This is a genomic window from Granulicatella sp. zg-84, from assembly GCF_010892375.1.
Lineage (GTDB): Bacteria > Bacillota > Bacilli > Lactobacillales > Aerococcaceae > WM01.
The window spans coordinates 1-12971 of the sequence record NZ_WNJX01000020.1; the positions used below are offsets into that span (position 1 = coordinate 1).

At 33.2% G+C, this 12971-nt stretch carries 12 protein-coding genes; 9 read left to right on the forward strand and 3 right to left on the reverse strand.

Annotation, left to right across the window (positions count from 1 at the left end; translation table 11 throughout):
• Positions 1 to 392 precede the first annotated feature (392 nt).
• Positions 393 to 1385, forward strand: coding sequence for a YhdH/YhfP family quinone oxidoreductase (locus GMA06_RS05645; protein ID WP_163561980.1), 993 nt, complete (start codon positions 393 to 395; stop codon positions 1383 to 1385).
• Between the two features lie 207 nt (positions 1386 to 1592).
• Here GMA06_RS05645 and GMA06_RS05650 read toward each other — a convergent pair whose 3' ends face one another.
• The 3 genes from GMA06_RS05650 to GMA06_RS05660 form a co-directional block, all read right to left on the reverse strand.
• Complete coding sequence (locus GMA06_RS05650; protein ID WP_163561981.1) at positions 1593 to 3233, reverse strand: Na/Pi cotransporter family protein; 1641 nt, start codon at positions 3231 to 3233, stop codon at positions 1593 to 1595.
• Positions 3234 to 3353: 120 nt separating this feature from the next.
• Positions 3354 to 4592: an aminopeptidase gene (locus GMA06_RS05655; RefSeq protein ID WP_163546489.1), complete on the reverse strand. Its 1239-nt coding sequence runs from the start codon at positions 4590 to 4592 to the stop codon at positions 3354 to 3356.
• 13 nt (positions 4593 to 4605) lie between these two features.
• On the reverse strand, positions 4606 to 5055 hold the full coding sequence (locus GMA06_RS05660) for a flavodoxin (RefSeq protein ID WP_163561982.1): 450 nt from the start codon (positions 5053 to 5055) through the stop codon (positions 4606 to 4608).
• A gap of 123 nt (positions 5056 to 5178) precedes the next feature.
• Between GMA06_RS05660 and GMA06_RS05665 the strand changes: the two genes are divergently transcribed.
• The 8 genes from GMA06_RS05665 (at position 5179) to GMA06_RS05700 (ending at position 12970) form a co-directional block, all read left to right on the forward strand.
• Positions 5179 to 5778: an NfeD family protein gene (locus tag GMA06_RS05665; protein ID WP_163546491.1), complete on the forward strand. Its 600-nt coding sequence runs from the start codon at positions 5179 to 5181 to the stop codon at positions 5776 to 5778.
• Positions 5779 to 5790: 12 nt separating this feature from the next.
• Entirely contained in the window at positions 5791 to 6789 is a 999-nt protein-coding gene (gene floA, locus GMA06_RS05670; RefSeq protein ID WP_163546492.1) for a flotillin-like protein FloA, read from the forward strand.
• An 11-nt stretch (positions 6790 to 6800) separates the two neighbouring features.
• Positions 6801 to 7232, forward strand: coding sequence for a hypothetical protein (locus GMA06_RS05675; protein ID WP_163561983.1), 432 nt, complete (start codon positions 6801 to 6803; stop codon positions 7230 to 7232).
• Between the two features lie 46 nt (positions 7233 to 7278).
• Complete coding sequence (locus tag GMA06_RS05680; RefSeq protein WP_163561984.1) at positions 7279 to 7725, forward strand: hypothetical protein; 447 nt, start codon at positions 7279 to 7281, stop codon at positions 7723 to 7725.
• A gap of 164 nt (positions 7726 to 7889) precedes the next feature.
• Positions 7890 to 8261, forward strand: coding sequence for a class Ib ribonucleoside-diphosphate reductase assembly flavoprotein NrdI (gene nrdI / locus GMA06_RS05685; RefSeq protein WP_163561985.1), 372 nt, complete (start codon positions 7890 to 7892; stop codon positions 8259 to 8261).
• Positions 8262 to 8274: 13 nt separating this feature from the next.
• Positions 8275 to 10425, forward strand: coding sequence for a class 1b ribonucleoside-diphosphate reductase subunit alpha (nrdE, locus tag GMA06_RS05690; protein ID WP_163546518.1), 2151 nt, complete (start codon positions 8275 to 8277; stop codon positions 10423 to 10425).
• Between the two features lie 58 nt (positions 10426 to 10483).
• Positions 10484 to 11656 (forward strand): bifunctional phosphopantothenoylcysteine decarboxylase/phosphopantothenate--cysteine ligase CoaBC, encoded by a 1173-nt coding sequence (gene coaBC / locus GMA06_RS05695; protein WP_163561986.1) that lies wholly within the window; start codon positions 10484 to 10486, stop codon positions 11654 to 11656.
• Between the two features lie 135 nt (positions 11657 to 11791).
• Positions 11792 to 12970, forward strand: a complete 1179-nt coding sequence (locus tag GMA06_RS05700) for a tetratricopeptide repeat protein (RefSeq protein WP_163561987.1) — start codon at positions 11792 to 11794, stop codon at positions 12968 to 12970.
• Position 12971: the final 1 nt, after the last annotated feature.

A 12971-nucleotide genomic window follows, 5' to 3' on the forward strand; every position in this document is an offset into this window, starting at 1 on the left:
GTCAATAATTTTTTTGTATAATAATCCATGAGAAATACCTCCTTGTTTAATTGTGGTGATTTAATCATACAGGTATTTCTCTTTTTTTGTCCACTTTTATATACAAAATCGTGTTGGTGGATTATTCCCACCAACACGATTTATTATAGAGCCTCTTTTTTTATCTACTTTTATATACAAAATCGTGTTGATGGAAGCAATCTATCAACACGATTTATTATAGAGCCTTTATTGTAGAGCCAAAATGAGATTATTAGAATGTACTACATCTATATTTGACGACATTAAAGATATACTGTTACAATATTATCAATATAAAGACGGTAAGTATACTTATCAGCATGCCTTTAACTCAATGTTGATATATTGGTATACTTGAAAGGAGATAGAAGATGACAAGTTTTAAAGCAATTCAAGTTGAGCAAACAGAAAATGGGGTTGTAGCAAGTGTAAAACAAATAACACAAGATGCATTATCAAATGGAGAAGTAGAAATTAAAGTGGCATATAGTTCGCTAAATTACAAAGATATGCTAGCATGTCAAACGAATGGTGGTGTTATTAGGCACTATCCAATGATTCCAGGAATTGATTTTAGTGGAATTGTTGTAAAATCAGAATCAGAGGAATTTGCAGCTGGAGATAAGGTTTTTGCAACAGGATTTGATATAGGTATGACACATACAGGAGGTCTTTCTGAATATGTGCGTGTTCCGGATAAATGGTTGATGCATCTTCCTCAAAATTTATCTTTGGAAGACATCATGGTATATGGAACAGCTGGATTAACAGCGGCTTTATGTGTAGCAGCACTTGAAAGAAATGGTTTATCGGTAACTAATCAACCGAATATTCTTGTCACAGGAGCAAGTGGTGGGGTAGGAAGCATTGCTGTAAGTATTTTATCTAAAATGGGATTTAAGCACATAACAGCATTGGTACGCAAATCTTATCAAGAATCTGTTGTAAAAGAATTAGGTGCAGCAAATGTGTTGTATCCGGAAAATATTGATATAGGTCATAAAAAATTAGCTAGAGAACAGTTTCATTTTGTAATTGATACAGTAGGGGGAGATGTACTTAGCCAGCTGTTTCCACAGGTCTATTATAATGGATGCCTTGCTTTGTGTGGGAATGCGGGAGGTGTCCATATTAAGACCAATGTATTACCGTTTATTTTAAGAGGTATAGCCGTTGTTGGTATAGATTCTGTTCAATGTTCTATGAAAAAAAGACAATATGTTTGGGAAAAACTTTCAAATGAATGGTATGTCCTTCCGTCACTTCGTGTTCAAGAAGTGTCTTTAGAAAATAGTTTATCCGTGATAGAAGAGATAAAAAATGGACAACATACAGGACGTACAGTTGTTCGTATGTCATCGTGATAACCCAAGCTATCGTATATACCTAGATGAGTGAAAAGTGTTTAATATTTTCTTAGAGTGAGAATGTTTATGACGACAAATAAATGTCTTTTTGTAGTTATACCCGATGTGCTGATAACAAGAATTTCTCTAGAATACTGACATTTTTATAACTAGATATAATAAAAAGCTGAGGAAATCCTTGTTGATTTTCTCAGCTTTTTTGTTTTAATTAACGAGTTTTGTGCCGACCTTTTCTACAGTTTCTGCAATATTGCGGCAATGGTCAGAAATACGTTCTAGATTACTTAATAAATCCATAACGAAGATACCGGATTCTGCAGTTGATGTCCCTTTGTTCATACGGCGAATATGTTTGTCACGAATATCGACTTTTAATTGATCGACTTCACGTTCAATGGCAATGATGCGTTCAATACTTTTTGTGCTTGCAGTTGAGACAGCATCTATGGAGCATCTGAAACCTTCTAAAACAATAGTATAGACATAATCAAGTTCTCTTGAAACATCTTCTCCTAAATGTAAGCCTTTATCTAATAACTCATCTGCGTATTCAGCAATGTTCTCGGCATGGTCAGATACACGTTCAACATCATGAACAGCAGAAAATAAGTAGTCAATTTTTGATAAATCTTTATCAGATACATTATTTTGTTTGGATAATTCAACAAGATATGAAATGATTTCTTTTTCATACAAGTTTACTTCTTTTTCATAACGCAAAGCATTTTGAATAGCTTTTTTGTCATTTTCTTTGATTGCCTTGATAGCATGTGTCATTGTTTTTTCCGCTTTTAATGACATTAAAACAAATTCGTATAATACATTATTTAATGCAATAGCAGGTGTTTGTAATAAATAATTGTCTAGATAAGTGTAGTTATGTGCTTCTTCTTGTTCTTTTTCTTCTTCGGTAACTGGTAGAATCCAGTAAGATAATTTTACGAGATAGTTAGCAAATGGGAATAGAACAATGACATTAATAATATTAAATAATGAATGTGCATTGGCAATTTGTCTAGGTACATTGCCTGGATCGAGAGGTTCTACGATACTCGATAATAAACCAGTTAAGAATAACACAAAGTAAATTGTTCCAATAATATTAAAACATAAATGAATAATAGCAACACGTTTTCCTTTTCGTGATGTACTTAATGAACTAATAAGGGCAGTTGTACAAGTCCCAATATTATCTCCAAAAATAATATATAATGCTGTAATAAAAGGGACAACACCATTAGATGCTAATGCAATTAAAATACCAATGGTTGCTGCTGAACTTTGTAAGGCTAGTGTCATTAAAAAACCAAGACCAATACCTAAAATGGCATTATCACCATAATTCACAATTAACTCTTTAAACACAGGTGAGTGTTTTAATGGCTCTAATGTCGATGATAGCATTGTCATTCCAATAAATAACATCCCAAAACCAACTAAAATACTGGAAGAGTCTTTGATAATACTTCTTTTAGCTGTAGCTCCTAACAGCATTCCAGCACCAATAACAAGAGGTGCCCATTTTGATAAGTTTAACGTTACTAATTGGGCTGTAATAGTTGTTCCAATATTTGCACCAAAGATGATACCGACAGCTTGTTGTAGAGTCATTAAACCAGCGTTTACGAACCCTACAACCATGACTGATGTAGCAGAGGAGCTTTGAATGACCATTGTCACAAAAGCTCCGACTAAGACAGCCATGAAACGATTTCGTGTCAGTGATTGAATAATACCTTTTAATTTATTTCCTGCAACTTTTTGTAACCCATCTGCCATCATTTTCATGCCGTATAAAAATAAGCATAATCCAGCAATAGCACCTAGTATCATATCTAGTGTCATAGTATTCTCCTAATAAAAGTAATGTTAGCTTTATTTTACAACAAAAAATTTTTTTATCTACTTAAAAAATGATGAGAAAAAAGAGTAGAAAAGCATTCTTTTCTACTCTAAAAAGACTGATTAGATTGCCCATTCTCCATTTCTGAAAATTGGGACACGGCTACCGTCTTCACGAATACCGTCAATATCCATATATTCAGATCCAATCATGAAATCAACGTGTGTTGTTGAAATATTTAAGCCTGCTTCTTTTAATTCAGCTTGTGTCATTTGAACACCGCCTTCTAGACTTGAAGGATAGGCAGAGCCAATAGCAAGATGATTTGATGCATTTTCATCGAATAATGTATTGAAGAATGTTAAACCAGACATAGAGATAGGTGTTTTATGTGCGACAAGTGCAACTTCGCCTAAACTACGTGCACCTTGTTGTTCAATTAGTTGTTTGATAGTATCTTCACCTTTTTCAGCAGTAACATCTGTGATTTGACCGTCTTTAAATGTGAATTTCATACCCTCAATAACAACACCTGCATAGCTTAACGGTTTTGTACTAGAAACATAACCGTCAGCACGGCGATAGTCTGGAGCTGTAAAAATTTCCTCTGTTGGCATATTTGCAATGAAAACTTCACCTTGTGCATTTGTACTACCAGCAGATTCCCAAATGTGATGTTTTGGTAAGCCAAGTGTTAAATCTGTTCCAGGAGCTGTGTAGTGCAAAGCATCAAATTGTTCTTTGTTTAATATTGCAGCTTTTTCATTTAATAATGCTTCGTGTTTTGTCCAAGAGCTAATTGGATCTTCGTCATAAATTCGATTCATTTTAAAAATAGCATCCCATAGAGCATCTACTTGCTCTTCTTCTGTTTCTAAATGAGGGAAAATCATTTTTGCCCATGCAGGACTAGAGGCAGCACCTAATGTCCAACTAATTTTATTTGATTGTGTAGCAATACGTTGTTCGTTTAATGCAATATTTAATGCTTCTTGACGTTTAGCAATACGTAATGTATCGACACCTTCAAAAGCATTAGGTGCAGATGAACGAATGACTAATCTACTTGCTTTTTTATTTAAAAAGTGAGTAGATTCTTGTTTCACATAATCCGGAATCGTTGTTAAATCACTTTCAGGCAAGTGAATAAGTGTTTCTTTAGAAACAATATCATCAACCCATTGAACAGATACTTCACTTGCACCATATTCATAAGCTGTTTTGACTAATAAACGAGCAAAATGTGCTTGTTCTACATCAACTGTTAAACGAACAGTATGTCCTTTTTGTACATTTATTCCTTTTTTAATCAATAAATGTGCATATTTTTCTAACAATATATCAAAATTTTCTAATGCCATATTTTACTCCTAACTATTTGTTTTCAAAAGAAGTGATAAGTTGTTTTGAGAAGTTTTTTAAGTTTTCAATATCATCTTCTTCGGCATTTAACTCTATTTTTACACTTTCAGCACCTTTTAAAGCACCTGTTTTACCGAATTGTTCTTCAAATAAGATAACAGCTTGGCAATAATGATCATAATAAGTATCCCCAGAACCAAAGACACCAAAGACTTTTCCGGATAAATCTTCTTCGGCTAATTCTTCATACAAATCAACGATTTCATCTGGTAATTCACCGTCACCATAAGTGTAAGAACCAACAAGACATAAATCATATTTTTGGAAGTCGCTTGCGCTTGCTTGAGAACACTCTACAACATCTACTTGAGCACCTAATGCTTCAAGAGATTCTGCTACAATATCTGCACACTCTTCTGTACTCCCTGTTAAACTTGCAAAAACAACTAAAGCTGAAACCATTCGTTTTCCTCCAATAAATGTAATAATTTTCTTTAGTATAACATAATATAGGACTAAAGACTGTGTTTTTAGTTCTCTACATTAACTATAATGATAACATAAATAAGAAGAGGAGGGAAGATAATGGATATTTTGCTTTTAACGAGTGGATTTATAGGAATTTTAATCATTATTTTTAGTAGATATGCTCTCTTTGGTGGATTGATGACGATTGTATCTTTTTTGACCTATTTTACACTTTTAGGTACAGGTCAGTGGGTATATCTCATTTTGTTATTATTTGGATTATCTTTAATTGCATTAGAATTTATTGTGCCGAGTTTTGGTATCATTGGTGTTACAGGAACAATTATGACAGGAATGGGATTGTTTATGTCTAGTGCCTCTCCAATGCGAACGCTGCTTAATTTTTCTATTGCTTTATTGATAACCGTTGTATTGGCAATGTTACTGATTAAAATAGGTTATAAAACAAGATTGGGTAGAGGACTTGTTTTAGTTGATCGACTATCTGATTCAGGTGGATTTAAATCGTATCAAGATGATTATCAACGCTATTTGCACCAAATTGGAAAGACAACAACAAGTTTAAGACCAGTTGGTAGAGCAATGTTTGATGGAGAAGAAGTGGAGGTGTTATCAACTGGAGAGATGATTGATGCATCGAAAACAGTTGTAGTATACAAAGTAGAAGGTAATAAAGTATTTGTAAGATTAAAATAAGGAGGTATATATATGGAAATTGAACAATTTTTACCATTGATTATTATTGTTGCTGTATTTGTTGTGGCACTATCTATTTTCTTAACATTTGTGCCATTAGGGTTATGGGTAACAGCACATTTTTCAGGTGTTAAAGTGAGCGTGATGACACTTGTAGGAATGCGTTTAAGACGAGTAGCACCACATCGTATTATTCAACCGATGATTAAAGCAACAAAAGCAGGTTTAAATATTAGTATTGATAAATTAGAGGCTCACTATTTAGCAGGTGGGGATGTCAATATGGTTATTGACGCATTGATTGCAGCACAACGTGCGAATATTGATTTAGAATTTGAACAAGCAGCAGCGATTGATTTAGCAGGTCGTAATGTGTTTGAAGCTGTTCAAGTAAGTGTAAATCCGAAAGTCATTGAAACACCTGTTATTGCAGGGGTTGCAATGAATGGGATTGAAGTTAGAGCAAAAGCAAAAGTGACTGTTCGTGCAAATATTGAGCGTTTAGTCGGAGGTGCGGGAGAAGAAACCATTATCGCACGTGTTGGAGAAGGTATTGTCACGACTGTTGGTAGTGCGGCACATCATTCTATTGTTTTGGAAAATCCAGATTCTATTTCACAAACGATTTTAAGAAAAGGGCTTGATTCAGGAACAGCTTTTGAAATCTTATCCATTGATATAGCCGATGTTGATGTGGGTAGAAATATAGGAGCGAAATTACAAGCAGAACAAGCTGAAGCCGATAAAAAAATTGCTCAAGCAAAAGCAGAGGAGCGTCGTTCTTTAGCGATTGCACAAGAACAAGAAATGTTAGCAGAAGTGCAACGTATGAAAGCGAAAGTAGTCGAAGCAGAATCTCTTGTACCGCAGGCACTTGCTGAAGCACTCAGAACAGGTAAATTAGGTGTCATGGATTACTATAAAATGAATAATGTCATTGCTGATACACAGATGCGTCAAACTATTGCAGGCGACAAAGGAGATAAAACAGCCGATATTATTCATGAATAGGAGTGATGAATATGCTTAATTTTTTCTTGCTCCTAGTAGGTGCTATGATTTTAGGTTCTCTTACTTCCCCAGATAAGAAAAAAAGAGGTAGACATGTAAAACGTCAAGACTGGGAAGTAACACATAAAATTACCAATCAACTCAAAAAAACATATCGTGAGTTAAATGAAGAATTTCAAAAAACAAAAGTCGTTGTTCATCAACCAAATCAAACTATTTTACAAGAGGATGTTGAAGATGAAGAATCTTATGAAACAGAATTGACAACACCGATGAGTATGGAAGTTGATGATGGAGAAGTTTATACAGATAGAGAGTGGGAAGTTCTTTCTCATACGGAGGTGTCTACACCAAAACCTGTGAAAAAGAAAGCTTTAACACCCTTACAAAAAGCGTTGATTTACACAGAAATTTTAGGGAAGCCTAAAGGATTAGATGATTAAACGAGGGGGTTAGCCTCCTCGTTTTTATGAATATGGGAGGGTAAAAATGATTATTCATTTACAATCTTTTTCTACTTGCAAAGGAGCTAGAGCAAGAGTTTACCAAAATGGGTATCGTTGTGGTACCTTTCAACAAAAAAATGGAGATTATCTTACTGTTGAGAAGATTGATACAAAAAAAGAAGTAAGATTAGAAATAGACTATTTTTATCAACATCCATTGATATTTTTAGTGATATGGTTATTTTGTATTGTCTTGAGTATTTTGTTTCAGGATATAGTTATTCTCCCTGTTAAAACCGTACAGTTTACCTTTCTTCCACATCAGACAGATGTGTCGGAGTTAGTATACAATGATTCTTTACACAAAGTAACAGGTGTGAATGTTAAAGAGGTTTCACAAAAATATTTTTATAAAAAACGTTATATTTGTTTTGTTATAGGTATTGTTTTGATAATTCTTTTCTTAGGTTGTTTGTTCTGGAAATTTTGAAAATAAAACGGTTTGAAAACTTGTTGTATCAATGTTTTTATGAAAAAACAATACACTATATTGAGTGTTAAGGGGGTTCTGGCACAATATATAGTGTTTTTGTCTTGCAAAGGTGGGTTGGTATTGCTATAATGTTCAAAGTGAACAACTAAGGTGGTGAGGATATGAAAGTTGTATATATGTCTATGACAGGACAAACAAAAAAATTTGTAAAAAAGCTTGAAATGGATAGTTTAGAAATTACAATGAGTAATGCTTTTCAAGAAATTTATGAACCTTATGTTGTCGTTGCACCAACGTATGAAATTGAAGCAACGAGTATTTTAAATGATTTTATTGAAACAGGAAATAATCAAGCGTATTTGAAAGGTATTGCAGGTGGTGGAAACCGTAACTTCAATACACTATTTTGTTTTACAGCAAAAGATTTGGCAGAACAATATCAAGTGCCGATATTACATATGTTTGAGTTTCAAGGATCAAATTATGATGTGGAATATTTTAAGGAAAAGGTGAGAGAACTTGGAGAATCCTAAAGTTGTATCAAAAATGCAAGAAGTAACGTACTTCAAACTGAATAATGAATTAAATCGTCCAGTAGACGGTAAAATTCCAATGCACAAAGATAAAGAAGCAGCAAGAGCTTATTTCCTAGAGCATGTTAATCCAAATACAGTATTCTTTTATACATTGGACGAAAAATTAGATTATTTAATGGATAATGATTATTTAGAACGTGAATTTTTGGAAAAATATGACCGTCAATTTGTGAAAGAATTGATGTCTATTACATACGCTAAAAAATTCCGTTTTAAATCATTTATGTCTGCCTTTAAGTTTTATACACAATATGCATTAAAGACGAATGATGGAAAACGTTACTTAGAACGTTATGAAGATCGTATTGTTTTTTGTGCGTTGTATTTAGCAAATGGAGATGAAGCTTTGGCGACACAATTAGCTTCAGAAATGATTCATCAACGTTATCAACCAGCAACACCAACATTTTTAAATGCAGGACGTAAAAGACGTGGAGAGTTAGTATCATGCTTTTTAATTCAAGTGACAGATGATATGAATAGTATTGGACGTGCTATCAATAGTGCTTTACAGTTATCACGTATTGGTGGTGGTGTTGGAGTTTCTTTAAGTAATATACGTGCGGCAGGAGATCCAATTAAAAAAATTGAGAATGCATCAAGTGGTATTGTTCCTGTTATGAAACTATTAGAAGATAGTTTTAGCTATTCTAATCAATTAGGACAAAGAAATGGTGCGGGAGCTGTTTATTTAAATGTTTTCCATCCAGATATTGTATCTTTCTTATCTACAAAAAAAGAGAATGCAGATGAAAAAATTCGTGTGAAAACATTGTCTTTAGGTCTTGTTGTTCCTGATAAGTTTTATGAATTAGCAGCTAAAGATAGTACAATGTATTTATTTAGTCCTTATGATGTTGAACGTGAGTATGGTGTTCCATTCTCTTATGTGGATATTACAAAAGAATATGATAATTTAGTCAATAATCCAAATATTAAAAAATCAAAAATTCAAGCACGTGAATTAGAAAATGAGATTAGTAAACTTCAACAAGAATCAGGTTATCCATATATTGTTAATATTGACACAGCTAATCGTTCTAATCCAATTGATGGTAAAATTATTATGAGTAATCTATGTTCAGAGATTTTACAAGTTCAACGTCACTCTGTTATCAATGATGCTCAAGAGTTTGAAGTTTTAGGAACAGATATTAGTTGTAATTTAGGGTCAACAAATATTCCGAACTTGATGCAATCACCAGATTTTGGTAAATCAGTGGAAGCTATGGTACGTGCATTAACATTTGTTACAGATGCATCAAATATTGTTGCCGTTCCAACAGTACAAAATGGAAATGCCAAAGCACATACGATTGGTTTAGGTGGTATGGGATTACACACTTTATTTGCATTAAATAAAATGGAATATGGTAGCCCAGAGTCAGTTGAATTTACAGATGTTTATTTCATGTTATTGAATTACTATACATTGTTAGCCAGTCATAAAATTGCAAAAGAACGTGGCATCAGTTTTGATGGATTTGAAAAGTCAAAATATTACACTGGTGAGTATTTTGATGTGTATACAAAAGAAGATTACACATTCCAATTTGATAAAGTAGCTGCTTTATTTGAAAATATTCACGTGCCAACTGCACAGGATTGGGAACAATTAAAAGCAGATATCCATGAAGGTGGATTGTATCATCAAAATCGTTTAGCGATTGCTCCAACTGGTTCTATTAGTTATGTAAATGAAACATCTGCAAGTTTACATCCAATTACACGTTTAATTGAAGAACGTCAAGAGAAAAAAACAGGTAAAACATATTATCCAGCACCTTATTTATCAAATGATACATTACCATTTTATAAATCGGCGTATGATATTGATATGAGAAAAGTCATTGATGTGTATGCTGCGGCACAAAAACATATTGATCAAGGTATGAGCTTAACCTTATTTATGCGTTCAGATATTCCAGAAGGAATGTATGAATGGAAAAAAGGTCGTACAAGTAAAATGACAACAAGAGATTTAAATATTTTACGTAATTATGCATGGAAAAAAGGGATTAAATCCATTTATTATGTCCGTACATTTACAGAGAATAGTGAAGAAATCGGAAGTAATGCATGTGAAAGTTGTACAATTTAATAGTGTTAGTCGTGTTGGTTTTTAACCAACACGACTTTTGGTGAAAAAGGAGATTATCATGAATATTCTAATCATTGTTACAGGTGGCATCGCAGCGTATAAATCTCTTGATTTAGTTAGTCAGTTGATGAAAAAAGGTTATCGTGTAAGAGTTGTGATGACGAAAAATGCTCAAAAGTTTGTGACACCATTATCGTTTCAGGTGTTAACAAAACATGAAGTATATATAGATACATTTGATGAGGTTGATGCAAGTAGTATTCAACATATTGATTTAGGAAAATGGGCAGATAAAGTCATTGTTGCACCAGCAACAGCAAATATAATCGCAAAATTGGCTAATGGTATCGCAGATGATTTAGCATCTTCTTTATTGTTGGCTGTAACACCTTTGTCGAAAGTGTATGTGGTTCCTGCGATGAATACAAATATGTACGAGCATCCAATCACACAAAAAAATCGACAAAAACTATCTGAATTAGGGATGTCAGTGTTAGAAGCAGACACGGGAGTATTAGCTTGTGGAGATGTTGGGAAAGGGAAATTTCCAAAAGTAGAACGTATTATCGAAGAGATATTCACGTCTATTGACAAAAATGTGTTAATAACAGCGGGGCCGACAAAAGAATTTATTGATCCTTTTAGATGTATTACCAATCCGTCTAGTGGTAAAATGGGCGTTGCTTTGGCAAGAGAGTTTGCTAAAGTAGGTGCGAATGTTACATTAGTAACGAGTGTTCCTATTTTAGAACATATCCCCAATATAACAGTTGTACCGATTGTGAGTACACAAGATATGTATGAAGCAGTTGTGTCACGTTTTGAGCAACAAGATATTATTATAAAAGCGGCGGCAGTGTCAGACTATACGCCAATAGAAGTATTTGATAAAAAAGTGAAAAAACAAGACGGAAACATAACAATAACCTTCAAACGTACACCTGATATTTTAAAATATATAGGCACACATAAAAAATCACATCAAATAGTTGTTGGATTTGCCGCTGAAACACATGATTTAATACAATATGCGTCAGAAAAAATCGACAAAAAACATTTAGATATGATTGTTGCCAATGATATTTCTAAAGCCGGAATTGGTTTTGGTTCTGATGATAATGAAGTGTATTTGATTGATGCGGATAAACATGTCGAAAAAATAGAAAAGGTAAGTAAAATTGAGATTGCCAAAAAAATCGTACAACGATTATTAAGTATGTCTAGCTTATAATGAAAAAGGTTTAAAATCGAGAGGGATTTTAAACCTTTTTTATTAGTTGAACAGTGGGTATAGTTTTTTAGTGGATTTTATCATTTCAAAAACAGTCTATTTCCTATATAATAGAGGGAGATAAGGAGGCGAGTTATGCAAGAATTTGAAAAAAAACAGTTAACCTTGTGGGATAAAGCACAAGAGTTTGATAAAATCATCCATTATATTGATTTGTTAAAAGAGCCAACTTATGAACATTTAGGAAAGAAAGTATCCGCTTTGAATAATGTTAGACGATACTATGAAGCCATTGATTTACTGGAAACGATAAAAGAAGATGGGAAAAATGATGGCACATGGTATTATCGTTATGGATATGCGTTAATTTGTTTAGAACAATATCAAAAGGCAGAAGAATATTTACGACAAGCTGTTGCCTTGAATGATAAAGACGGGGACGCATGGTACTTGTTAAGTGTCCTTTATGAATATTATTTACCCAATGAAGAAAAATTAAGTGAAGTGGTTGAAACATTACAAACGGTGTCGTATTTATCCGAAGATTTATTGCCCCGAGAATTTTTACAAAATCAACAATTTAATCGAGAATATGTATTATTTGCCAAAACAGATGTACCAAATAAAGACCATATTATAAACGACTATCAAAAGTTTATTCAAGCTTTAGAAAAAGTTGTCAAATATCATCATCAAATCCCAAAATTAGTGATTAGTTTAGCAAAATCCATTTTACAGAAGATTGATGAACAGATTGAATTAGATTTAGAAAATAGTTTAGAAAGTGAATTATCATATATTTTATCTTGGTTTGGTGTAGATGAGATGATATATGAGCGGAGTTTATATATTTTTACATATACTCTGTTTTTTGGAAAAGAAGAACACGCATCTCCAGAGAATTTGTTAACGATTTTGACGGCAAGTGATGAAGAAAACTATCAATTTATTATTGATTTCATTGATTTATTACCAGCTGAAGAACAAGAGGTTCATGCAGAATGGAAAGTAGGTGCATACATACATTTAGGTGAGTATGGACAAGCGATAAATGTTTTAGAACAGTATCGTGAGGATAATAAGAGAAATAGTCAGTGGCATTATACCTATGGCTTTTGTTTAATGCATTTTTCAGAATATGAAAAAGCTAAAGAATATTTACTTTTAGCTGTTGAGTATGATTATACAAATGAACAAGCATGGCGATTACTTGAACATGTCTTTTTAGAAGGCTTAGATGATTTGACAAATGCGAATTGGGCAAGAGAACAAAGAGAAAAGTATTGTATTGATGATGAAAAGGGAGAGTATTAGT

Excerpts from the sequence above, each read along its gene's own strand:
- GMA06_RS05680 (WP_163561984.1), top strand. The coding sequence starts at position 7,279 with ATGATTATTCATTTACAATCTTTTTCTACTTGCAAAGGAGCTAGAGCA.
- coaBC (WP_163561986.1), top strand. The coding sequence starts at position 10,484 with ATGAATATTCTAATCATTGTTACAGGTGGCATCGCAGCGTATAAATCT.
- nrdI (WP_163561985.1), top strand. The coding sequence starts at position 7,890 with ATGAAAGTTGTATATATGTCTATGACAGGACAAACAAAAAAATTTGTA.
- nrdE (WP_163546518.1), top strand. The coding sequence starts at position 8,275 with ATGCAAGAAGTAACGTACTTCAAACTGAATAATGAATTAAATCGTCCA.
- GMA06_RS05650 (WP_163561981.1), bottom strand. The coding sequence starts at position 3,233 with ATGACACTAGATATGATACTAGGTGCTATTGCTGGATTATGCTTATTT.
- floA (WP_163546492.1), top strand. The coding sequence starts at position 5,791 with ATGGAAATTGAACAATTTTTACCATTGATTATTATTGTTGCTGTATTT.
- GMA06_RS05700 (WP_163561987.1), top strand. The coding sequence starts at position 11,792 with ATGCAAGAATTTGAAAAAAAACAGTTAACCTTGTGGGATAAAGCACAA.
- GMA06_RS05660 (WP_163561982.1), bottom strand. The coding sequence starts at position 5,055 with ATGGTTTCAGCTTTAGTTGTTTTTGCAAGTTTAACAGGGAGTACAGAA.
- GMA06_RS05645 (WP_163561980.1), top strand. The coding sequence starts at position 393 with ATGACAAGTTTTAAAGCAATTCAAGTTGAGCAAACAGAAAATGGGGTT.
- GMA06_RS05665 (WP_163546491.1), top strand. The coding sequence starts at position 5,179 with ATGGATATTTTGCTTTTAACGAGTGGATTTATAGGAATTTTAATCATT.
- GMA06_RS05655 (WP_163546489.1), bottom strand. The coding sequence starts at position 4,592 with ATGGCATTAGAAAATTTTGATATATTGTTAGAAAAATATGCACATTTA.
- GMA06_RS05675 (WP_163561983.1), top strand. The coding sequence starts at position 6,801 with ATGCTTAATTTTTTCTTGCTCCTAGTAGGTGCTATGATTTTAGGTTCT.